This is a genomic window from Streptomyces sp. NPDC052701 (assembly GCF_040678355.1).
In the GTDB taxonomy this organism is placed as follows: domain Bacteria; phylum Actinomycetota; class Actinomycetes; order Streptomycetales; family Streptomycetaceae; genus Streptomyces.
This window is the reverse complement of the sequence record NZ_JBFATO010000027.1, coordinates 14,039-35,226: the sequence shown is the minus strand read 5'-3', so window position 1 is coordinate 35,226 and position 21,188 is coordinate 14,039. Positions and strand designations below refer to the sequence as shown.

The window sequence follows — 21,188 nt, the reverse complement described above, 5'->3', positions numbered from 1 at the left end:
CGCCTACCGTGCACGAGCTCATTAGGCTGGATCGGTCGTAAGGTTTGGTGAACTCTTCCGTTTCATAAGTTCTTTCGGGGTGTCAAGGGCGGTTGGCGCGTTCCCAGGCTTCGCGGATTGCGGGGGGGATGCGTCCGCGGGGTGGGACGTCGTAGCCGTGGGCGCGTGCCCAGGAGCGGATCGCTGCGGTGTCGACGGGCTGGGTGTCGGAGGGGGCTTCCGGTTTCCAGAGGGTGGGATGTGGGGGAGTGAAGCGGGCGGGGGAGTCCAGGATGCTGTGGGGGAACTGGGGGACGTGGATCTGTCCGCTGAGGACGGACACGAGGAAGGCGGTGAGGGTTCCGTCGTAGGTGAACCAGCGCGGGCCGCGGGCTTCGTTGATCGCGATGCGCCAGCGCTCGGGGTCGGCGGCGGGGTCGGTGATCCAGAAGAGGTACTCGCCGTTGTCGGTGGCGCCGCAGGCGAAAAGAGTGTCCGGGGCATAGGGGACGGGATGGGTGCCCTGGTTGTAGTCCTTGCGTAGCTGCGCGCGGATCCGGCCGGGCATGGGACCGGTGAGGTTGACGAACTCGGTCACACCGTGAGGGTGGAAGAGGTGGAGGTAGTCGTTGAAGGTTCCGGGTCCGTAGCGGTCGGCGAGCTGTTTGTAGTCCTGCGGCAGTGGCATGCCGAGGCCGGCTTCAATCGTGTCCCAGCGGATGCCTGTGGCCTGGCCGGGGGGTGGGCAGATCCGGGTGAGAGCGGTGAGGTCGGTCATTGGATTCCTAGAGGTTGTCCCGTAATTGCTGGTCAGAGGTGAGATGATCTTGCCGTGGCTGGTGTGATCACGGCGTCGGAGCCCTCGTGGACAGGTCCGTCCACCGGGCTGAGCCCGCGGCAGTTCAACAAGCTGATCACCGTGCTGCGCCGCGAGGGAGCCGATCCGGTCCGCGAGGGCCGGCCGTGGTCGCTGCCGCTCCAGGACCGGGTGCTGCTGGTGGCCGCGTACTGACGCACCAACCTCACCCCGTGCCGGCTCGCCCCGCTGTTCGGCGTCTCGAAGTCGGCGGCCGACCGGATCGTCGACCACCTCGGACCGGCTCTCGCCCTCCAGCCCCGGTGGCGGTTCCGCAAGAACACCGTGCTCCTCGTGGACGGCACGCCGGTGCCCACCCGCGACCGGACCGTGGCCGCCTCCAGCAAGAACTACCGCTGCTCCACCGACCACCAGGTCGTCATCGACGCCGACACCCGCCTGGTCGTCGCCGTCGGCAAGCCGCTGCCCGGCAACCGCAACGACTGCCGGGCCTGGGAAGACTCCGGCGTGAAGGCCGCCGTCGGCACAATCCCCGCGGTGATCGCCGACGGCGGCTACCGGGGCACCGGCCTGACCATCCCGCACTACCGGAGGAACAGCTCTCCTGGAAGGAGGACCACAACGCCTCCCACCGCAAGGTCTGTGCCCGCATCGAGCACACCTTCGCCCGCATGAAGAGCTGGAAGATCCTCCGCGACTGCCGCCTCAAAGGCGACGGAGTCCACCACGCCATGCTCGGCATCGCACGGATGCACAACCTCGCCCTCGCCGGATAGGCGGGCGGGCCGCCGCACGACTACCGAGCATGCCCGAGGCCACCCAGAGATCATTTACGGGACAGCCCTTAGAGCCTGTGTGATGTCGTGATTATCTTGCCGGTCCGGATCCGTCCGGATGGCGGATCCGGTAGGAAGACGGTCGTGACGCGCAGGCAACTCACCGACAGACAGTGGAAGTTGATCGAGCCGTATCTGCCGATAGGTGAGTACGGCCCGTACCCCGAGCGGCTGCGGGATCAGTTCGAGGGGGTGATCTGGCGGTTCAGGACCAGCGCGCAGTGGCGTGAGATGTCGGCCGAGTTCGGGCCGTGGCCGACCGTCTACGGACGCTTTCGGGTCTGGCGGAACGCCGGCGTCCTCACCGCCCTGCTGGAGGGCCTGATCGCTGAGGCCGCCCGCCGGGGCAGGACGGACTTGTCCCTGGTCAACGTGGACTCCACGACCGTCCGCGCCCATCACGACGCCGCCGGGATGCTCGTCGGCAGGGACGTCATGGAGGCTCTGGAGGAAGTCGCCGCCGAGCAGGAGCAGGCCCGGAAAAAAGGGGCGGCGAGGCGGAACACAACGGGCAGTGCGGCGGAAACACCCCGGAGCGGGAAGAACACCGACGCGTCCGTCGGCGACACCGGCTCCGCCTGAAGCAAGCCCTGCTCGGCCGGTCCCGTGGCGGGCTGACCAGCAAGATCCATCTCGCCGCCGACCGCGGGCGCCGGCCGCTGGCGTTCGTCCTGACCGCCGGGCAGGCCGCGGACAGCCCGCAGTTCATCCCCGTACTGAACAAGGTCCGCGTCCGCCTGCCGCCCGGCCGGCCCCGCACCCGGCCGGGCGCGGTCGCCGCGGACAAGGCCTGCTCATCCCGCGCCAACCGCGCCCACCTGCGAAAACGCCACATCAAGGCAGTCATCCCGGAGAAGAAGGACCAGGCCGCCAACCGCAAGAAGAAAGGCAGCCGGGGCGGGCGGCCCGTCAGCCACGACCCCGGCCTCTACAAGGAACGCAACACCGTCGAGCGCCTGATCAACCGGCTGAAGGACTGGCGCGGCATCGCCACCCGCTTCGACAAGACACCCGAGAGCTACCTCGCCGGCCTCGAACTCCGCGCCTCGATGATCTGGCTCGAGGACCTCCTGCGAGCAGCCGATTGATCACAACATCACACAGGCTCTAGTGCTCCAGTCGTAGATCGCTATCTGATACTGCGTCATCTACGTTTGATCGGCTGACGAGGATGATGGCGGCCGGGTGCATCGGCACGTTCCGGATCTACTGTTTGCCCAGCGATGCCCCAGTTGGGTCGACTTCACGGCCGGGTGCGTCGCTCGGCGGCGTCGAACGCGGGCGCGAGCGGGGCCAGTGCCGCGCGGAGTCGGTCGGGCAGTGAGCCGGAGGGCACGACCAGTCCTCCGGCGCCGAGACTCCCGGCGGCCCCCGCGTTTCCGGTCGGCTGGAGCCAGCCTTCCAGTGCGATGCGAACCGCCGCGGCCACGCTCGCCGCGAGAACGCGGGCTGTGTGCGCTCCGGCGTCACCCAGGCGTTCGGCGATCACCGCCGTGAGAGGGGGCTCGATGCCGGCGGTGGTGTCGAGGAACGCGTCGCGCAGCGCGGTCCGGGTGGTGATCAGCAGCAGTGCCTCGCGTTCGCGCTCACCGGTGTTCGTGTACTGCTCGACCACTGCTTCGGTGACGGCGTCAGCCAGGCGCACTCCTGCGGGCCGGGCCGCGACCGCCGCCGCGATCCGCGCCTCCCGGTCCGCGGTAACAGCGGAGACGATCGCCTGCTCGCGGCTGGCGAAGTAGTTGTTGTAGGTGCGCGGCGAGACCCCGGCCGCTTCGGCGATGTCCTCGACCCGCACCTGGTCGGGGCCGCGCTCCACGGCCAGGCGCAGGGCTGCCTTGCGTAGCGCCTCGCGCGTGGCCCGCTTCTTCCGCTCCCGCAGCCCTGGTGGTGGTGGTGTCGTCACGGTGTCAGCGTTCCACACAAGCTGCACGCACGCAAAGATGCGTGCACGCAAACTTGCGTGCACGCACTTTTCCTGTCAGTCTCAATCCGACCGAGACCGGCAGAGAGGACGTCACCATGCGAGCAAGAGGAATGACCTACGACACCGGATTCGTCGTGCACGGCCGGGTGTCCCGCGAGCACTTCGACCCTGCGGTGGTCCGGCGCGAGCTCGCCATCATCCGCGACGACCTGCACTGCAACGCGGTCCAGATCATCGGCGGCGACCCGGACCGACTGGAGCTGGCCGCCGGTGCCGCCGCCGAGCTCGGCCTGGAGGTCTGGTTCTCGCCCTATCCGCTAGAGCTGGATCCGGAGCAGATCCTCACGCTCTTCCGCGACTGCGCCGAGCGAGCGGAACGGCTCCGGCGGCAGGGGGCCACAGTCGTGTTCGTCGCAGGGGTCGAGCTGAGCGTGATGAACCGCGGGTTCCTGCCCGGAGAGAGCCCCGAGGAGCGGGTCGAGCAGCTGATGAGCCAACCCGAGCGGCGCGCCGAAGTGATACGCGGACTCGGCGTGCGCGTCAACGCGTTTCTCCGCGACGCCGCGGCCACGGTCCGCGAGCGCTTCCAGGGCAAGCTCACCTACGCATCCATCCAGCTCGAGCAGGTCGACTGGACTCCCTTCGACATCGTGACGTTCGAGCTGATCCGCTCCGCCGAGGTCGCCGACCGGTTCCGGGACGCGGTGCGCACCCTGGCCCAAGGCCCCAAGCCGCTCGCTATCACCGGGTTCGGCACCGCGGCCTACCGCGGCGCGGGAGACCGCGGTGGGCGGGTGCTGGAAGTGGTCGAGTACGACCCACAGACCAGGGCCCCTGTACGACTGAACGGCACATACGAGCGTGACGAGGCCGGCCAGGCCGCATATCTGAGCGAACTGCTGGAGATCTTCGAGACCGAGGGCGTGGACAGCGCGTTTGTGTTCTTGTTCGCCTTGCCTGGCTACCCGCACCGCCCGGACGGCGACCCCAGGGACGATCTGGACCGGGCCGGCCTGGGCATCGTCAAACTCCTCGAAGGGCGCCGGGGGCAGACCTACCCCGACATGGAATGGGAACCCAAGGCCGCCTTCGCGGCAGTGGCGCAGCGGTATCGGAGGTAACAGGCCCCAACAGACACCGACCCACTCAACAACGCGACAGCACCACGATGGCGGCAACGCTGTCACATGGCCCGCAGGCCCCGGTCGGTGAAGGCGATCAGCCATTCGAAGCTCTTGTCGATGTCGGTGCTCCACTTGAAGCCGCTTGCCGCTTCCAGTGTGGCGAAGCCGTGGCACAGGCTGCGGAACATGCGCAGGGCGTGGTCCGTGTCGGACTCTTCGAGCCCGTAGCCGCGCAGAACGGCCCGGAACACATCGAACAGTCGCTGGGTGGCAAGGGCCATCGGGTCGTCCGGGCCGGTGGGCTCCATGCCGGTCGTGGCGGCGTAGCGGCCAGGGTGGTCGATCACGAAGGTGCGGAAGGCGTGCAGCGCGGCGGCCAGGGCGTCGCGGCCCGCCAAGCCCTGGACGGCGGTGCCGACAGCGTCGGCGGCCTGGACCGCGGCCAGCGCCGCGATGCGCCGCAAAAGGTCCTCCTGGCCGCTCACGTGTTTGTACAGGGACGGGGTGCGCACGCCCAGGCGCTCGGCCAGCAGCCCCATCGTCAGGCGGGCCAGACCCACCTCGTCGGCGAGGTCGGCGCCGGCCGCGACCACGGCAGCGGAATCCAGGCCGGCCCTAGGCACGGGCGGCGTCCGTTCGGAGGAAGGAGAGCATCAGCGAAACCACCTGGTCAGGGTACTGGTCGTGCGGATAGTGCCCGGCGCCCTCGATCATCTCGAGGCGGCCCAGCCCGGCCGGCAGGTCTTCGATGATCGCCGAACCCTCGGCGTGCGGGTCGGCCCAGTCGGGGTCGTCGGTGCCCATCACGACCAGGACCGGGCAGTGCACATGGCCGAGCTGGGCGCCGGCGTCGACGGGGGTGGTGCGCCCCATGCCCTGCAGTGCCTTCATCCGGCCCGGCTCGCGCAGCATCGCCTCGACGCGGCCGAGCCGCTCGGTGAAGCCGGCCGGCTTCACCCCGGGGTAGGCCACCTCCAGGTAGGAGCGCCACGCCGGCACACTGCCCAGCATGGTCGCACCCATCAGCCGCAGCATGCCCTGCCGCAGACGCCTGCTGCGCAGATCGCCCAGGCCCATCGCCTGCTTACGGGTGAAGGGCCCCAGCTCGACCACCGCGGTGACCAGCTCCGGCTCCCGCGCCGCGGCGATGGTGGCGGCACCGCCGGAGATCGAGTGGCCGACGAGCACCGCCGGACCGCCCAGGTGACGGATCACCGCGAGCAGGTCGCCGGCGATGGCCGTGCGGCTCCAGTCCGGCCAGTCGGTGCTGGACTCGCCGCAGCCCCGCAGGTCGACCGCGGCGACCCGGTAGCCCGCCGCGACCAGCTGCGGGATCACGGCACGGTAGGCGGCGCGGTGATCGCCCATGCCGTGCGCGAGGACGACAAGCGGGCCGGCCCCCGCCACCTCATAGGCGATCGTGCCACCGTCGACAGCGAGGTACTCGGTCATGACATCTCCCCTGCGGGTAATCGACCCAGCCATAAGGCTAAGTTCGTTAGCTAAAAGCTAGTGTAATTAGCTAACGGTGTCAACAGCGGAGCCGGCGATCGGCCGGTGACGGGATGCCCGCGCTCATTCGGCAGGGAAAGATCACCCGGTTGTGCTCTGAGGGGTGAAGCGCCACCGTCGCCGCGCAGTTCCTGGCGACGCACCAACACCACGACGCCCTCGCCTACTGCGCCTTCGCCGCGTATGCCGTCACCCTGCTCACGGGCGTGCAGACGATCCGTGTGGCGGAGCACAAGGACCTGGAGCCCCGTCCGATGCTCGCTGCCCATGTTCGCTCCGCCAACAGCCAGGTGCTGGCCCAGCTTGCGGCGACCCGGGCGTCGATCTTCGAGAAGAACAAGCGGCGCCACGAGCTGAAGGCCCGGTACTGGGCGGTCGGCCTCTGGTCGCTGGTCGTGGGGCTTGGCCTGTCGACTGTGGCACTGCTGCTGCGCACTCGAGCACCATGAGCAACGGACAGAACCAGGGGAGCGGCCGGCCCGACCCCGCGCCGGCCTCTCCCGCTCCGGCTCCGGCGCCCCAGCCGGACTTCGTCGACGCCTTCACCAACACGACGATGATCGGTACCGACAAGAAGAGCGACACCAACCCCACGCTGAACAAGGCGGTGCGGCCGCAGGGGAACACCGAGACCCGCTGAGACGTCGCCTGCAACATCGTCGGGCCCGGCCCTCCCCCTGGAGGGCCGGGCCCGAGCTGTCGGGCCGCACGAAGGATTCCAGCGGGCGGGGCTGTGACCTGGGCATTGAAATCTTCCGTGCGGCGCCTTGGAGTGGTGCGAGGCACCGATCATTTCAGTGCCCGGTGGGGCGCCGCGTTGTCTCCTCTGCCGTGTGTGGGTGGTGGTCAGCGTTTGACGCGGCTGCGGACGGCGAGGACGGCCAGGCCGAGGAGGACGGGTTCGGCCAGCCGGGAGGCCATCTCGGTGTAGGTGCCCGTGGTGGTGAGGTCTTGTCCGGAGGACCGGAAGATGACTGAGTTGATCACCACCCGCAGACTCTTCTCCAGCCTGGAGGAGTTGATGCTGCATCGCGGCGTGCTCGTCTCCCGTGAGACGGTCCGCCGCTGGTGCGCCAAGTTCGGCCGGGCCTGTGCGAACGGACTGCGCCGGCGTCGGCCGCGGCCCGGGGATAAATGGCATCTGGACGAGGTGTTCGTCAGGATCAACGGGCAGCTGAGGTACCTGTGGCGGGCCGTCGACGCCGGCGGCAACGTCTTGGACGTCCTCGTGCAGAGCCGCCGGGACAAGGCCGCGGCCAGGCGTTTCCTCCGCCGCCTGATGAAGAAGACGCGTGCGGTCCCGCGAGTGGTCGTCACCGACAAACTCCGTTCATACGGCGCCGCCCACCGCGAGGTCATGCCTTCCGTCGAGCACCGGCAGTCGAAATACCTCGACAACCGGGCGGAGAACAGCCACCAGCCCACCCGCCGGCGCGAACGCGCGATGAAGGGCTTCCGCTCGGTCGGCGCCGCGCAGCGGTTCCTGTCCGCGTTCAGCGGCACCTCACCCCACTTCCGGCCCTGCCGCCACCTGATGACCGCCACCGGCCACCGCGCCGAAATGACCGTCCGCTTCGCCGTCTGGGACCAGATCACCGGCGCCGCTGACCTGCCTGCCGAGGCCTGAACACCGGCCCGGAACCCGACCCGCACCACGTTCCGAAGCGCCGTCAGAGACCCAGGCACCCAACAACGTGACAGCACACCCGTACCGCAGAAGGCGGAGGGGCGGGCAGGGCTTGGCGTGTACGGGCGGTCCGGGGACAAGGAGAGAAGGAGAGAAGGAGAGAATGAGGCCATGGCGATGTGTAGGAAGTGCGGTGCGCAGAAGCGCCGTTGGCCTCGTGCCTGTTCTCGGTGTCCTTCCCGGTCGGACCGGGGGGATACGGCCGCGGACGCTGCCGAGCTGGCCGTGGAGACAGGACTGCTCGGGTGGGTCGGACGGGGAATCATGAGCGTTGTACGGCTGGTACTGCGCGCGGTCGACTGACCACCTCACGCAGACGTGCCCCGCCACCGAGCGCCTTGCCGCTGTTCATCCGCGTCGCCCGGCTGGCTGTCCGTGTGTCACTGCCGGGAAAGACCGCCCTGGTGGAGGCATGAAGCCTGGCTGTGACAGGTGACGCGGGCCGTTCACGGCGGGTTCAGGAGACCGCGCTGCTCGGCCACTGGGCGACAACCCTGGAAGTGTGCTCGGAGAAGCCGATGGGGTTGAGTTCTCCGGCTCGGGGGATGAGGCCGGTCTCGGGGCAGCCGTAGGCTTGCAGGAGCTCGTCGGTGAGGGAGGCTGCGGCCTGCAGGAGTCCGCGCTTGCGGTCGGCAAGGTCGTCCAGGAGGACGTCGGCACTTGCCGCGGCGTGCGGGTGGGACCCGCGTGTCAGCGGCCGTGGCCGACCTGTCGCCGGATCGATTCGGTCGACGCGGAAAGGTACGATGCCCGGCCGGTCGGGCTCGAAAACCCGCTCCTGGGATGGGTGCGCGGCCATGTCGGCAACCAGGGTGACGCTGGCCTGCTGTGCGAGACCGCTGGCGGCTGCCCGGTCGCGTGCATGGGCAGCCAGGAAGGGCAGCGCGCACAGCAGCGGGTACACGACATTGCCAGAGGGCGCCGTACGGGCTCTCTACAGCCCCGCATCCGTGAGCACGCCAGGCGCCAAGCTGCCACCAGCACCAGCACCAGCACCAGCACCAGCACCGGCATCGTGATCGACACCCGCGCCCGCTTTGGTACGCCCTTCGCACACCTCCCGGTAGCCGAGCCGCGGCAGATGCTCTTCCCAGACGGCCGGGGTGAGGACCCCGCCGGTGTGGTCGCAGACGTAGTCCGCGGCGCGGTCCGGGGCGAGCGTCCACACCCGGGCCGTCAAGTCGTAGCCGGCGGAGGCGATCGTGTCGCCCCGGGGGCCGAACGCGACGGTGGTGACGGTGTCGAGGTGGCCGGTGAGCTCCTGGCCGAAAGGTTCGGTGCGGGCCGGGTCGGACACGTCCCACAGGCGGACCGTGCGGTCGCCGCCGCCGGTCGCCAGTGTCTTCCCGTCCGGGGCGAAGGCCAGGGCTCTGACCGCCGCCCGGTGTCCGGTCAGCTCCTTGCCCGCCGGACGTGTGGAACCGCTCGGTTCCACGTCCCACAGCCGGACCGTACGGTCGTCGCTGCCCGTGGCCAGCGTCCTGCCGTCCGGGGCGAAGGCCACTGCGTGCACCGCCTGGTCGTGTCCGGTGAGTGCGGCGCCCGCGGGACGGGCCGAGGTCCCTCCGGGCACGTGCCACAGGCGGGCCGTGGCGTCCTCGGCGCCGGTGGCCAGCAGACGGCCGTCGCGCGAGAAGGCGACGGAGGTGACGGCGCCCGTGTGGCCGCGCAGCGGTGCGCCGAGCGTCGGGCGTGCGCGGTCCCGGCGCTGGACGTCCCACAGCCGCGCCGTGCCGTCCTCGCCTCCAGTGGCAAGCGTGCGGCTGCCCGGCGCGAACGCGACGGCGTTGACTGCGCCGTCGTGCGCGCGCACGGGTTCGCCGAGCGGGGCGGGACGGTCCGGCGTGGTGACGTCCCACAGACGTACGGTGCCGTCCGCGCTGCCGCTGACCACCGTACGGCTGTCCGGTGCGAACGCGACGGACAGCACCCGGTCCTCGTGGTCAAGCGTCCGCAGCAGCCGGCGGGGGCGGTCCGGGCGGCGTACGTCCCACAGGCGGACCAGTCCGTCATCGGTGCTGGCGGCGGCGAGCAGGCGGCCGTCGCGGCTGAAGGCGAGGGCGGTCACCGGGTTGGTGAAGTCGGTGAGGACGGTGGGGGGCCGGTGCCACAGCAGGACGCTACCCTCGGCGCCGGTGCTGGCGAGGGTGCGGCCGTCGGGGCTGAAGGCGAGCTCCCACACGGCCTCCGTGTGGCCGGTCAGCGGCTCCCCGAGCTGCTGCGGATAGGCGGGGTTGGCCACGTTCCACAGCAGCGGCGCGTCGTCCTCGCCCGCGCTCGCCAGGGTTTCGCCGTCGGGGCTGAACGCGACCGACATGACGGGGGCGGTGTGCCCGGTGAGCGGTTCGCCCAGGGACGTGACGTGGTCCGGGTCGGAGGCGTCCCACAGGCGTACGGTCTCGTCGAAGCCGGCGGTGGCCAGGGTGCGGCCGTCGGGGGAGAAGGCCAGGGTCCAGGCCGGGGCGGCGTGGGCGCGCAGGGGCCTGCCCAGCGGTGCGATGCCGTCGTCCGTGCCGTACCGCCACATCCGTACGGTGCCGTCGTAGCCCGCCGTCGCCAGCGTCCTGCCGTGCGGGGCGAACGCGACGGCTCGGACGCTGCGGTTGCGCGACTCGTCGGCCACGGCGGGCTTGCCGAGCGGCTCCGGGCGCGCCGGATCGGACACGTCCCACAGCCGCACGGTGCCGTCGTCACCGGCCGTGGCGAGGGTGCGGCCGTCGGGCGCGAAGGCGACGGTGACGACGTGCTGCTCGTCGTGGCTCGCCGGCGGCCTGCCCACGGCGCGCGGGCGCTTCCGGTCACGCAGGTCCCACAGGCGGACGGCGCCGCCCTCGCCGACGGCGGCCAGCAGGTCCCGGATTCCCGGTGCGAAGGCGACCGCGCCGACCCGGCTCGTGCCGAGGCGTAGGGGTTCGCCCAGGGTCCGGCCGTCGGTGCCCCACAGCCGGACGGTGCCGTCGTGGCCGCCGCTGGCAAGAGTGCGGCCGTCGGGTGCGAACGCCACGGAGCTGACGACACCGTCGTGACCGGGCAGCCGCGTGGCCAGCACCCGGCCCGCGTCCGAGGCCAGCCGAGTGAGCAGGTCCGGCGTGGAACGCATGCCGTACGCGGCGACGTCGAACCGCGCGGCCAGCCCGGCGTTCGTTTCGCGGACCCGGTCGGCCTCGGCGGTGAGCTGCCCGAAGACGGCCTGGTCCCGTTCGGCCTGCGCCGTGGCACGCGCCTGGAGGGCGACGACGGCGGTGCCGGTGGCGAGCAGGGCGAGCACGGCGAGTACGGCCACGACCGTGCGGCGTAAAAGCGCGGCACGGTGCCGACGGCGGAGGGAGGAGGTGAGGAAATGCCTCTCCAGGGGGGTGAGTTCGTCGTCGCCCGGGTCCGGCCGTGCCGTGTTGCGCGGGAAGGCGTCGAGGGCGGCACTCAGCCGCGAACCGGCGTACAGCGCGGCGTTCTCCTGCCCGAGGTCCCGCCAGGTGCGGGCGGCCTCGGAGAGCGCGCGGTGGACGCGCAGCCGGTCGCGTTCGGCGTCGATCCAGGCGCGCAGCCGGGGCCAGGCGGTGATGAGGGCCTCGTGGGCGAGGTCGGCGGTTCCGTCGTCGAAGGTGATGAGGCGGGCCCGGGCCAGACGCTCCAGCACCAGCCGAGTGTCGGCAGGGTCGCCGAAGTCGAGTTCCGCGTGATCGGTGGGGCGGCGGGTGTCGGGGGTCCCGTCCCCGGGCGCCACCAGGCGGAGCAAAATGCGCCGAGCCAACTCCGCTTGATCAGCGGTCAGTTTTTCGTAGACCTGTTCGGCGGTTCGTACGACGGCGCCGTGCAGTCCGCCAGCGGACTCGTACGCGGCCTCCGTCAGGGCGCGGCCGCTGCGGTGGCGCCAGGTCTCCAGCAGGGCGTGCGACATCAGCGGCAGTCCGCCGGGAGCGTCCTCGACCTCGTCCAGGAGCCGGTCGGTCAGGGAGCGTTCCACGATCAGGCCGGCCGCGGCGGCCGGGCGGACGATGGCCTCCCGCAGCTCGGCGCGGCTCATCGGCCCGACGAGCAGCGTGGCGTCCTGCAACGCAACGGTCAAAGAGGGGTGTTCGGCACAGCGGCCGAGGAAGTCGGCCCGCACCGCGATGACGACGCGCAGCCTGCTGCCGGCGTCGGTGGCGGCGACGAGACGGTCGATGAAGGCGTCCCGGACGGCGGGGTCGGCGCCGAGGGTGTACAGCTCCTCGAACTGGTCGACGATCAGCCAGGTGTCGGCGTCGGTGTCCGCTACTGGCTCCAGCCGGTCGGCGTGGGTGCGCAGCGGGTCCGCGCCGGGCGTGAGGATCCGCACGGCCGCCGGCGGCACGTCCTCGTCGGAGGCCGCCCGCAGCCGGGGGATCAGGCCGGCCCGCAGCAGTGAGGACTTACCGCTGCCGGAGGGGCCGAAGACGGCGGTGAAGCGGTGCTTGCGGTTCAGCTCGGTGAGCCGCTCCACGAGCTGGTCGCGGCCGAAGAAGAGTTCGGCGTCGCCCGGCTCGAAGCGGGTCAGGCCGCGGTAGGGCGGCCGGGCGGTCTCGGCGGCGGCGGTCCCGGCGGCCAGTTCGTCCCACGCCTCGCGCCAGCGCCGCTCCCACTCGACGATGTCACCGCCGCATGCCTTCACATAGGCGAGCGTCACCGCGCGGGTGGGCAGCTGCTTCCCGGCCGCCGCCTGAGACAGGGCGGTCACGCCGTAGCGCGACCGCCGGGCCATCTCCCGGTAGGTGGGTCTGCCGGCCGACTCGCGCAGCGCCCGCAGCCCGGCGGCGAACCGCTGCACCGGTCCGGCCCCCGGCAGCTTGCCCTCGGACCGACCCGGCCCCGCTTGTCCCGGCATGCTCCCACCCCCTCGTATGCCCCCTGACCACCGACGGTATCCCCGGATAGGACACGGGCGTTCACCCGATCCTCACACTTCCTCCGGGTCACCCGGTTCGGTTCGCGCCCCGGAATTGTTCGGTGCTGGTGAGGGGCCAGCCGAACAATCGCGGACGGCGGTCGAATGGCTCAAGGACGCGGCCCGGACGGGCCATGGCGGCGGTCCGAACCCTGCGAGGGGAGGGCTCGGGCCGCCCCCATCCGCACGCACCCGAGACAAGTTGAAGGAGAGCCATGGACGGACGACATCGCACCTGGCACCTCGCCGTGGGGCTGGGCGCGGCGGTACTCACGCTGACGCTCACGGCGACGACAGCGCCCGGCTCCGCGAGCACCGCGGCGCAGCGGCACGGCTGGGGCGATCCGCTTGCCGCCTGGTCGGACGAGTTCGACTACGGCTCCGGAGCCGATCCGGCCGTACCGGACCGCGCCAAGTGGCTCCTGGCGGGCGGCGGCCCGGCCGCGTGCTGGCCCGGCCACGCCGGCAACGGCCGCCGCTGCGACGCCAACACCCGCGTCGTCGGCGGAGTCCTGCGCATGACCGGCGAGGCGGACGGCGACACCGGCTGGCTCGCCTCGCGGTACGGCCAGAAGTACGGCAGGTGGGAGGCGCGCGTCCGCTCGCGGGCGACCGCGCCCGACAACGGCCGGACATACCACCCGCTGCTCGTGCTGTGGCCGGACTCGAACGTGCACCCCGAGGGCGGTGAGTACGACTACCTAGAGAACGGCGCGCCCGGTGAGAGTTGCGCCGAGGCGTTTTTGCACCACCCCCACCCCGAGGACGTCCCTGTGCAGCAGGAGCATGCCCGCAAGTGTGGCGTGGACCTGGCGCAGTGGCACAACATCGCCGTCGAGTGGACCTCTGACCACCTGCGCGGCTTCATCGACGGCGAGGAGTGGTTCCGCTTCTCCGGCGGCGCGGACGAGGACCGGGACTGCATCCAGTGCGCACCGTCCATGCACCAGACCATCCAACTCGACAACTTCCACGGGGACGGCCTGCAGAGCGCCGTCCACGAAGTGGACTGGGCGCGGGTCTACGACCTGCCGAACGACGAAAGCGCGAGGTGACGGCGGTGCCGGACTCCACGACGACCCGCATGCCGAAGTCCTTGGTCTTCGTCCTCCTCCTGGTCTGCGTGCACGCGATCGGAGCCGTCTTCGGCGGCTGGGCGATCCTCGACGAGGTTCAGAGCAAGCTGGAACACGGCCAGGACCCCTCGATGCCGATGGCCACGGCCCGGTTGCTGGCGCTGTTCTGCTGCGGGCTGGCGGCGCTCCACATCACCTGTGTCGCGATGGCGCGCGGGCGGCGCTCCTGGGTGCGTGTCGCGCTCATCGTGTGCCTGTCCATCGCGGTCTTCGGGACGGTCTTCGCCTTCCTCGGTTCGCTGACCGCCGGAGCACCGAGCCTTCCGGCGTTCCTGTTCGCGTTCGCGGACCTGGCGGCCCTGTGGACGGTGAGCGGCGAGACGGGCCGCCGGTACTTCTCGGCACACACGGAGGTGCGGATCTGATGAGGCATCCGGCGTACGAACCCCCGAGGCGCGTGCGGAGTCAGTGGTTCGGCGAAGGCGCGGATCTGGTCGGCCAGCACGGTCATCTCGGGACAGGCTCCGGTGAGCTGGTCGCGCGGGGCTCGACCGTGCTCGTCGAGGTGGTCGGGGCGGCAGGTGAGCGGGATGAGAGCGGATCACCGGCTTTACCATCCGGGGCCAGGAGCGTCGAAAGACCGATCTCGACGGGTAATTCAAATTTCGACGGTTGATTCGGGGCGACGTGCACAGCGGATGGGCCCCGGCACGGACGCGGATCGAGCGCTGGTGTAGCCGAGTTCGGGCCACACCTGGCCTTTACACCGCCTTGTGTACTCTGACATCAGGATGCCCCGGCTCATGGCTGCTCTTCCCGGACCTTCTGGAGAAGTACTGGTATCCGGGCCAAGTTTGTGCGTGCGCTGAATCCAAGCGCTGCGCCAGCACCGTGTGGAACCGATCTGCTGGATACGTCGCCACGGCGGCGTGCCAGATTCAATCCCCCTACCGCCCCGACCCGATTCCGTGTGCGACGTGACGTCGTCCGCGTGCGGGCCGGCACCGGGAAATGAGACATCATGCCGATCACTCGTCGTCTTTCGACGACGGCCTGTCCCCGCTCCGTTCGCGAACGACAGGACCGACGATGACCCCAGACACGACGCAACGCACCGGCGACACCGTCGCGCCGACTCGGGAACGCCGCGCAGGCAGTGACTTCTCGCGTCTGTCCAAGCAGATCAAGGACGCCGGACTGATGCGGCGTCGTCCCTTCTACTACGGCGTGCGCATGGCGCTGGTGACCGCGGCCTACGCGGTGGGCTGGCTGGCCTTCGTGACGATCGGCGACAGTTGGTGGACGCTGCTCGCCGCGGTGTTCCTCGCTGCGGTCTTCGGACAGGTCGCGCTCGTCGCCCACGATGTCGGTCACCGTCAGGTATTCCGGCGCAGCCGTTCGAGCGCGCTGATCGGGCGGCTCGCCGCCAACGTGGGGATCGGCATGGGGTACGGCTGGTGGCAGGACAAGCACTCCCGCCACCACGCGAACCCCAACCACGAAGAGCTCGACCCCGACGTGGCCCCTGACATCCTGGTCTGGAGTCAGGCCCAGGCCCGCAAGGCCACCGGCCTGCCCCGCCTGCTCGGCAGGGTGCAGGCGTACCTGTTCTTCCCGCTGCTGACGCTGGAGGGCTTCAACCTGCATGTCGCGGGGATGCGGGCGCTGGCGGACCGCTCCCTCAAGCAGCGCCGGATCGAAGGAACCCTTCTCGTCGCTCACTTCGTCCTGTACCTCGGCGCGCTGTTCCTCGTGGTGTCTCCGGGGAAGGCCGTGGTGTTCCTCCTCGTGCACCAGTGCCTGTTCGGGGTCTATCTGGGAGCCATCTTCGCCCCGAATCACAAGGGAATGCCGACGCTCACCGGCGGCGACCGGCCCGACTTCCTGCGCCGCCAGGTCCTCACTTCTCGCAACGTGCGCGGAAACTGGTTCACGGACGTGGTGCTGGGCGGACTGAACTACCAGATCGAGCACCACCTGTTCCCGAGCATGCCCTCGCCGAATCTGCGCAAGGCACAGCTCCTCGTGCAGCGATACTGCGACGAACTGGGCGTGGCCTACCTCCAGACCTCGCTCATCGCCTCCTACGGGCAGGCACTCAGGAGCCTGCACCGGGCAAGCAGTCCGCTACGGCAGCAGTCACGGCTCGTCTGACGGCCTGGGCACGCGTGGCGCGGCCGGCGATAGCGGTGGCCCACCGAGAGGCCAGCGCCTGCTCAAAGCGAAGGCGGTACGGTCATCGACGGCCGCGACATCGATGACGACCAGCCCGGGTTCCTCCAGGTGCATTTCGTTGATCGGCTCCATGTCCGGCACGAGGCGCTGAACGCTGTCAGGGTTCTCCGTCACACGGAACTTCACCCGGCCAGGGTGTCTCCCCATGCAGGGGCATCGGTGGTACGGCACCGACCGCGCCACCGCCAGCACAACGCCCCAGGTTATGGAGCCCTCCTCGCGACTGCTGTCCGTCGAACGCATAGCCCTGGGCCCGGGCTGTGTCGACGTTCAGCTGCCAGGCGGTGGCCGGCCGTGTCGGCAGGCGGCCGCTGGAAGGGCGCAGCGCGCGCTACGGAGGGCCCGGCGGATTACAGCAGCGCCGACTCCTGACACCGGCGACTGCCGGGGGCGGTTCCTACAAGTACGGCTGTGGTGGTATCCGTACGGGGCCCCCGCGCGGTGCCCGCGGCGCGCACCGACCTGCGTCAGCGGGCCTGAGCCCGCGGCATGGCCCGGGCAGCGTGAAACCGCCCGAAGCCGGGTTGCGACAGAGGTTGCACCTACTGTTGCGCCATCTGGTTGCGCTAGGGGTTACGCGACCCGGCGAGCCCTCCCCGTGTCTGTCCAGGTCATCATGTGGTTTCGGCGTGGTCGGGCCGCTGACATCCCCGTTGCGGACGCGGCCGCCGCGACCGTCGCCGCCGTCAGCGTGGCGGCGACGCCAGGCGGGGGCATCGGCGGGGGAGCGGGGACCACAAGGTGCTGTGAGCAGCTCGCCCCGCTGCCTTGCACATTTCAGGGATTTCCATGGCGGTCTTTGCCGCGGTTCAGGCGCGCCCTGATCAGCGCGGCGTCGTGGTCGAGGGCGGCACGGGATCGCTCCTGCCACCTGACCTCCAAGCGGAACCGGTCGTCCGCGGTGCGGGGGAAGACGTGCACGTGGAGGTGGAAGACCGTCTGATCGGCGGCTTCACCGTCGGCGAGGAATACGTTTACTCCCTCGCACGGCAGCCCCGAGCGCCGCAAAGCCTGCGCCAGCAGGTGGACGACGCGGAACAGATGGGCCATCAGGGCCTCATCGATGTCTTCCAGGCCTGCCGCGTGCTTCTTGGGGATGACGAGGAGGTCTCCAGGCGCAGCCGGGTGGATGTCCATGAAGGACAGGACCAGCTCGTCCTCGTACACGCGGCTGGCCGGCACCCGGCCGGAGACGATGCCGCAGAAGACACAGGCCGGATCCTCGGCGAATAGCTCCATGGACACAGCATGCGACAGCGGTCCGGGAGCCGCTCCCGGCCGGCCTGACCACGCGCCGCGCAGGCTTCTCGCCTCGGACCGCGCGCGAACTCGCCGCACGCATCTGGGACCGCACGCCCGGCACCGCACCCGCGCTCCGCATGGCCAACCAGATGGGCATGGTGTTTTCAGGGCTCGACTGCGAACCCCGCCGGCGGGAGCGGCTGCCGGGATCGAGGTCCCCACGCTCGTCGTCCACGGCGGCCGCGACCGGTTCCTCCCCGTCGGCAACGGTGGGGTGATCGCGCGCGAGATCTCCGGGGCGCGGCTGCTCGTCCTTGAGACGGCCGCCACGGCGATCCCCGATGCGGCGGTCGGCGAGGTCGCCGAGGCGATGCTCACGCTCGGGTAGGGGTCCGACGGCGCCGCCGGGTCAGCGCCTGCGGTCGAAGGGCGACCACCCCGCGCCCAGGCCCGCGAGGTGAAGGGCCAGCAGGGTGAGCCCCAGCAGCATGAGGTTGGTCGCGCTGAAGAAATCGTTGGTCCCGATGTCCGCCGCACTGATGATGAAGGCGATGAAGAAGAGGACCGCGGAGATGATCGCCAGCATGGTCGTCCCTCCCCGGGGAGGAGAAATATATTCTGCTGTCCGAATGCCCAGGATGCGCCGTTCCATACGACGGCAGGACGCCTCACCGCTGACGGAGGCGCTCAGGCCGCGGACGTGACCTCCGGACGGTGAGCGACCCGTGTTTTGGCTACGGCTGCTCGGGCTTCAGCGTCTGTTCCGCTCCCGGCGGCGCTCCCGGGAGCGGGAGGTGGGGGACGGGTTGGCCAGCCAGGGGCCGAGTGCCGACTGCGCGAGCCTGTGCTAGCCGGCCTCGATCAGGCGGGCACGCCCAGCGGCGTATAGGGGACGCCTGAGGAAGGCGGGGGGACGGACCAGCAGGGGGCCGGCTGCCGGGCCGGTCTCGTCCACGGGTTTGGGGTGTCTTGGGGTCCCGGCGGTGACGGATGCTCATGAGAGGTGACGTCGCCGCGAGCAGGTGGGAGTTGTGCTGGGGGTCCAGGCGCCGGGTGTCTGCCTCGCGCGCCGGGCGTGCGCCGGTTGCCGACGTGGGTGCTCGGGCGGAAGCTGAGTGAGCCCCCCCGTACTGAGTCGCTCTAGCGTGGGGGTCGTCTGTGCCCAGTGGTGTGGTGAAGTGGTTCGATCCTGGGCGGGGTTTGGGTGTCATCGTTCAGGACGGTGGTGGCTTCGATGTCGTCGTCTACCGTTCGGCGGTTCACGGTGACGCGGAGCGCGAGCTGGTTGCGGGCAAGCGGGTGTGTTTCGACGTCATTCAGGATGCCGCCGGTGTCCGGGCCGACAACGTCCGCCGTATGACTCCGGGGTGCTGTGTGCCGCCTGAGGGGCCGGGAGGTGACATGGCTGCGCAGAGACGAGCTGGGTGGCTTGCTGGGGCGGTCTTTGGGATCGATGGGGTTGATGCCTGTCCGTGCGGCATGCCGTTACGGGGGGCCGGCGCCGGGGACCGGCAGTTGCTGGTGGGGGAAAACGCTTGTCCGGGGCCTGCCGCCGTGTCGTGCGGGAGTGAGCTGGTGAGGGCGCTGTGGGCGGGGGTGGTCGTTGTGGCTGTTGTCACGATCGCTGCTTTTGCCCTGTCGGCCGTCGTGGCACCGTGAGTCGCCTGCAGGAGCCGGGCGGGGCCGTCCTGCCCGGTCGCGGTGGCTCCTTCCAGGGCCGCGGTAGCGCGTGCCACGGGCTTTGAGCCGGTCGGGCGGATTGGTTGAGGAGCCTGTCCGCCAGGCGGACCGAGCGGTGCCCTGGGCAGCTTCCTGAGCCATGGCGGCGGGCAGGCCGGCACCGGCGTCGCGTTGGCCAGCGAGCTGGGGCGGTTCGGCGCCGGAGGCCGGGCCATGTACGACCGTCCACTGCGAGCGGGTGGTCGGTGTGATCCGGCGCGAAGCCCTCGATCACGTCCTGGTGGGGAACGAATCCCACGCCCGCCAGGTCCTGCTCGGTCGGTCCATCGCGCTGAGGGTTGCGAACAGGCCTACGGTGCGCGGGCGGGCTGCTGCGGGCGGCTCCTGTGCAACCATCGCCTTCTCTGACGTGCGCGGGCGGCCGGGTGTCTGCGAGGCCTGAAGGCGCCGAGGGTTTGCTTTGTACCGGGTGTCAGTCGGCCTGCCGACCGGTTGCCGCGCGGGCCGCGCGGAGCAGGGCCGCGCCGGCCAGGAAAACGGCCAGGGCCGTGGTGGGCAGTCCGAGCGGGCCGTGGTCGGCCGGACCGGCGACGGCCACACCGAGCAGACCGAGCACGCAGGCGGCGTAGCCGACGGTGATCGCGGTGGCGCGCAATCGGGGCCGGCCGAGTGTTCTCGGTGTCCACCGCCTGCAGGAGGTCTCGGTAGCGCGCCGTGGACGGCGCCTCTCGACCCGGCCGAAGATCGCCACCAGCATGCCGAGCACGGTGAAGAGTAGGACCAGCCACGGCAGCTTCCACAGCAGCCACGCTCCTGTGTCTCCCGGGGGCTGGGGCAGTGGGAACAGGCCGGAGGCGTGCACGGCCACGGCGACGAGCACGAAGGCGCTCATGTGCCACAGCAGCACGGTCAGGATCACCGAGTTCACGGCGATCACGGCCATCCACGGCCCGAGCCGTTGCAGCCACCGCCGCGCCGCGTCGCGCAGCAGCAGCAGCAGCCCGAGCTGAGCCGTGGCCAACGCGAGCAGCGCGAGCGTCGGCGGCGAAAGGTTGCGGAACGACGTGCCGGGAATGTCGACCATGCTGACCGGGTACGGGCCGGCCGCCGTGAGCAGCACCGCCACCGCGGCACCGCCCACCAGCAACGGCACGGCCACCCCAGGCCGGACCGGTAGCGTCCCGTCCTGCCAGGCGAATCCGATCTGGTGCACCGCCAGCCAGGCGAACAGGTAGTTGCCCAACTGCAGCGTCGACGCGTCGAACGCCAGCCGTGCCACGTCCCCCGCGGCGAGCAGCCCCACCAGGACCAGCGGCACGGCCAGGCCCGCCCGCCGGTGCAGGCGGTACATCAACGGCGTCAGGAAGACCACCACGAGGTAGACGAGCAGGAACCACAGCGGGATCGAGGTCAGCCACACCGCCCGACCCACCTGAGCCGGATCGGCACCTGCCAGCCGGGCCATCAGTGCGGCGGCGGCGAGCGTCACCAGCAGCACGGTCGTCGGCCGTACCAGCCGGGTGCTGCGGTCGAGCAGCCAGTCCCCGAGGTCGCCGCCCCCGTGGGTGTGTGATGTCAGCGAGGCGGCGTTGGCGAACCCGCCCACCAGGAAGAACACCGGCATCACCTGGGCCAGCCAGGTGATCGGGCGGCCCCAGGGCAGCACTTCCAGGGCGCTGAAGCCGTCCAGGCCGCGTGCCCCGCCCGTGACTACGATGACCATCCAGTGACCGAGCACCACGATGAGGATGGCGAGCGCCCGCAGCAGGTCGACATAGCGTTCACGCCGTGCCGGTGTGCGTTCCGCGAGCTCCCGCAGGCCGGGCATGTGGCCATCCTACGGACGGAGCCCGGCGAAGACCGGCAACCACGCACCGGGCGGCCCGTCCCCTGCGCCCCCAAAAACGGACCCGCCGCCGGCGGAGCCAGCCGCTCTCCGTGTCCGCTGGTCGTCCACCGCCAAGGCGATCCGGTTCCTTCTCGGCGGGCACACAGCAGCCGACGTGAGGGCCTACGGGCCAAGTGGTTCTGGCGGACAGTGACAGCTGTCCGGTCCGGTGGCCGTCATGTCGATGTGCCTCATCTGGAACGCTGGCGCTCCCTTGCCGTCGCTGATGTCCGGGGTCAGGACGGCACCCGGGCCATGGCGCGTGGCCCGGCACCATGCCGGAAG

19 protein-coding genes and 2 pseudogenes are annotated in these 21,188 nt (G+C 70.6%); 10 read left to right on the top strand and 11 right to left on the bottom strand.

Annotated features, from left to right (window positions below):
* Positions 1 to 82 precede the first annotated feature (82 nt).
* Positions 83 to 757, bottom strand: coding sequence for a histone-like nucleoid-structuring protein Lsr2 (locus tag AB0L29_RS25615; protein ID WP_365830095.1), 675 nt, complete (start codon positions 755 to 757; stop codon positions 83 to 85).
* Positions 758 to 811: 54 nt separating this feature from the next.
* Between AB0L29_RS25615 and AB0L29_RS25610 the strand changes: the two are divergent.
* A pseudogene (locus tag AB0L29_RS25610) lies at positions 812 to 1,572 on the top strand (transposase).
* A 144-nt stretch (positions 1,573 to 1,716) separates the two neighbouring features.
* Positions 1,717 to 2,720: pseudogene (locus AB0L29_RS25605) on the top strand (IS5 family transposase).
* 155 nt (positions 2,721 to 2,875) lie between these two features.
* Here the strand turns inward: AB0L29_RS25605 and AB0L29_RS25600 are convergent.
* Complete coding sequence (locus tag AB0L29_RS25600; protein ID WP_365830094.1) at positions 2,876 to 3,535, bottom strand: helix-turn-helix domain-containing protein; 660 nt, start codon at positions 3,533 to 3,535, stop codon at positions 2,876 to 2,878.
* Positions 3,536 to 3,666: 131 nt separating this feature from the next.
* Here AB0L29_RS25600 and AB0L29_RS25595 point away from each other — a divergent pair, with 131 nt between their 5' ends.
* Positions 3,667 to 4,677, top strand: a complete 1,011-nt coding sequence (locus AB0L29_RS25595) for a hypothetical protein (RefSeq protein ID WP_365830142.1) — start codon at positions 3,667 to 3,669, stop codon at positions 4,675 to 4,677.
* 62 nt (positions 4,678 to 4,739) lie between these two features.
* On the opposite strand, the gene AB0L29_RS25590 is transcribed toward AB0L29_RS25595, so the two are convergent.
* Positions 4,740 to 5,273 (bottom strand): TetR/AcrR family transcriptional regulator, encoded by a 534-nt coding sequence (locus tag AB0L29_RS25590; RefSeq protein WP_365830141.1) that lies wholly within the window; start codon positions 5,271 to 5,273, stop codon positions 4,740 to 4,742.
* Between the two features lie 22 nt (positions 5,274 to 5,295).
* The gene (locus tag AB0L29_RS25585) at positions 5,296 to 6,132 is read right to left on the bottom strand and encodes an alpha/beta hydrolase (RefSeq protein WP_365830093.1); all 837 of its coding nucleotides are present in this window, start codon (positions 6,130 to 6,132) and stop codon (positions 5,296 to 5,298) included.
* 266 nt (positions 6,133 to 6,398) lie between these two features.
* Here AB0L29_RS25585 and AB0L29_RS25580 point away from each other — a divergent pair, with 266 nt between their 5' ends.
* A complete protein-coding gene (locus AB0L29_RS25580; protein ID WP_365830092.1) occupies positions 6,399 to 6,641 on the top strand; it encodes a hypothetical protein in 243 nt (80 codons plus the stop codon).
* On the top strand, positions 6,638 to 6,832 hold the full coding sequence (locus AB0L29_RS25575; protein ID WP_365830091.1) for a hypothetical protein: 195 nt from the start codon (positions 6,638 to 6,640) through the stop codon (positions 6,830 to 6,832). Before AB0L29_RS25580 ends, AB0L29_RS25575 begins: the two co-directional genes overlap by 4 nt.
* Positions 6,833 to 7,038: 206 nt before the next feature.
* Here AB0L29_RS25575 and AB0L29_RS25570 read toward each other — a convergent pair whose 3' ends face one another.
* On the bottom strand, positions 7,039 to 7,179 hold the full coding sequence (locus tag AB0L29_RS25570; RefSeq protein ID WP_365830146.1) for a hypothetical protein: 141 nt from the start codon (positions 7,177 to 7,179) through the stop codon (positions 7,039 to 7,041).
* Here AB0L29_RS25570 and AB0L29_RS25565 point away from each other — a divergent pair.
* A complete protein-coding gene (locus AB0L29_RS25565; RefSeq protein ID WP_365830090.1) occupies positions 7,163 to 7,819 on the top strand; it encodes an IS6 family transposase in 657 nt (218 codons plus the stop codon). The two genes, AB0L29_RS25570 and AB0L29_RS25565, sit on opposite strands and share 17 nt — an antisense overlap.
* Before the next feature lie 517 nt (positions 7,820 to 8,336).
* Here AB0L29_RS25565 and AB0L29_RS25560 read toward each other — a convergent pair.
* Positions 8,337 to 8,783 (bottom strand): hypothetical protein, encoded by a 447-nt coding sequence (locus AB0L29_RS25560; RefSeq protein ID WP_365830089.1) that lies wholly within the window; start codon positions 8,781 to 8,783, stop codon positions 8,337 to 8,339.
* 30 nt (positions 8,784 to 8,813) lie between these two features.
* Positions 8,814 to 12,722, bottom strand: a complete 3,909-nt coding sequence (locus tag AB0L29_RS25555; RefSeq protein WP_365830088.1) for a WD40 repeat domain-containing protein — start codon at positions 12,720 to 12,722, stop codon at positions 8,814 to 8,816.
* A 275-nt stretch (positions 12,723 to 12,997) separates the two neighbouring features.
* On the opposite strand from AB0L29_RS25555, the gene AB0L29_RS25550 reads away from it, so the two are divergent.
* From AB0L29_RS25550 to AB0L29_RS25540, 3 genes are all read left to right on the top strand, one after another.
* A complete protein-coding gene (locus tag AB0L29_RS25550) occupies positions 12,998 to 13,837 on the top strand; it encodes a glycoside hydrolase family 16 protein (protein WP_365830087.1) in 840 nt (279 codons plus the stop codon).
* Positions 13,838 to 13,866: 29 nt separating this feature from the next.
* A complete protein-coding gene (locus AB0L29_RS25545) occupies positions 13,867 to 14,283 on the top strand; it encodes a hypothetical protein (protein ID WP_365830086.1) in 417 nt (138 codons plus the stop codon).
* Between the two features lie 664 nt (positions 14,284 to 14,947).
* Positions 14,948 to 16,012 carry an acyl-CoA desaturase gene (locus AB0L29_RS25540; protein WP_365830085.1) on the top strand — a complete coding sequence of 355 codons (1,065 nt, stop codon included), beginning with the start codon at positions 14,948 to 14,950 and terminating at the stop codon, positions 16,010 to 16,012.
* Here AB0L29_RS25540 and AB0L29_RS25535 read toward each other — a convergent pair.
* The 3 genes from AB0L29_RS25535 to AB0L29_RS25525 form a co-directional block, all read right to left on the bottom strand.
* Positions 15,998 to 16,219: a DUF6207 family protein gene (locus AB0L29_RS25535; protein ID WP_365830084.1), complete on the bottom strand. Its 222-nt coding sequence runs from the start codon at positions 16,217 to 16,219 to the stop codon at positions 15,998 to 16,000. The two genes, AB0L29_RS25540 and AB0L29_RS25535, sit on opposite strands and share 15 nt — an antisense overlap.
* A 651-nt stretch (positions 16,220 to 16,870) precedes the next feature.
* The gene (locus tag AB0L29_RS25530) at positions 16,871 to 17,332 is read right to left on the bottom strand and encodes an HIT family protein (protein WP_365830083.1); all 462 of its coding nucleotides are present in this window, start codon (positions 17,330 to 17,332) and stop codon (positions 16,871 to 16,873) included.
* 412 nt (positions 17,333 to 17,744) lie between these two features.
* On the bottom strand, positions 17,745 to 17,921 hold the full coding sequence (locus AB0L29_RS25525) for a hypothetical protein (protein ID WP_365830082.1): 177 nt from the start codon (positions 17,919 to 17,921) through the stop codon (positions 17,745 to 17,747).
* A gap of 572 nt (positions 17,922 to 18,493) precedes the next feature.
* Between AB0L29_RS25525 and AB0L29_RS25520 the strand changes: the two genes are divergently transcribed.
* On the top strand, positions 18,494 to 18,994 hold the full coding sequence (locus AB0L29_RS25520) for a cold shock domain-containing protein (protein ID WP_365830081.1): 501 nt from the start codon (positions 18,494 to 18,496) through the stop codon (positions 18,992 to 18,994).
* Positions 18,995 to 19,487: 493 nt separating this feature from the next.
* Here AB0L29_RS25520 and AB0L29_RS25515 read toward each other — a convergent pair whose 3' ends face one another.
* Entirely contained in the window at positions 19,488 to 20,843 is a 1,356-nt protein-coding gene (locus AB0L29_RS25515) for an acyltransferase (RefSeq protein ID WP_365830080.1), read from the bottom strand.
* Between the last annotated feature and the right edge of the window lie 345 nt (positions 20,844 to 21,188).

What these genes read in the sequence shown, in the direction of transcription:
- AB0L29_RS25615 (WP_365830095.1), bottom strand. Translation starts at nt 757, where the DNA reads ATGACCGACCTCACCGCTCTCACCCGGATCTGCCCACCCCCCGGCCAG.
- AB0L29_RS25595 (WP_365830142.1), top strand. Translation starts at nt 3,667, where the DNA reads ATGACCTACGACACCGGATTCGTCGTGCACGGCCGGGTGTCCCGCGAG.
- AB0L29_RS25585 (WP_365830093.1), bottom strand. Translation starts at nt 6,132, where the DNA reads ATGACCGAGTACCTCGCTGTCGACGGTGGCACGATCGCCTATGAGGTG.
- AB0L29_RS25575 (WP_365830091.1), top strand. Translation starts at nt 6,638, where the DNA reads ATGAGCAACGGACAGAACCAGGGGAGCGGCCGGCCCGACCCCGCGCCG.
- AB0L29_RS25565 (WP_365830090.1), top strand. Translation starts at nt 7,163, where the DNA reads ATGACTGAGTTGATCACCACCCGCAGACTCTTCTCCAGCCTGGAGGAG.
- AB0L29_RS25555 (WP_365830088.1), bottom strand. Translation starts at nt 12,722, where the DNA reads ATGCCGGGACAAGCGGGGCCGGGTCGGTCCGAGGGCAAGCTGCCGGGG.
- AB0L29_RS25550 (WP_365830087.1), top strand. Translation starts at nt 12,998, where the DNA reads ATGGACGGACGACATCGCACCTGGCACCTCGCCGTGGGGCTGGGCGCG.
- AB0L29_RS25545 (WP_365830086.1), top strand. Translation starts at nt 13,867, where the DNA reads ATGCCGAAGTCCTTGGTCTTCGTCCTCCTCCTGGTCTGCGTGCACGCG.
- AB0L29_RS25540 (WP_365830085.1), top strand. Translation starts at nt 14,948, where the DNA reads ATGACCCCAGACACGACGCAACGCACCGGCGACACCGTCGCGCCGACT.
- AB0L29_RS25530 (WP_365830083.1), bottom strand. Translation starts at nt 17,332, where the DNA reads ATGGAGCTATTCGCCGAGGATCCGGCCTGTGTCTTCTGCGGCATCGTC.
- AB0L29_RS25525 (WP_365830082.1), bottom strand. Translation starts at nt 17,921, where the DNA reads ATGCTGGCGATCATCTCCGCGGTCCTCTTCTTCATCGCCTTCATCATC.
- AB0L29_RS25515 (WP_365830080.1), bottom strand. Translation starts at nt 20,843, where the DNA reads ATGCCCGGCCTGCGGGAGCTCGCGGAACGCACACCGGCACGGCGTGAA.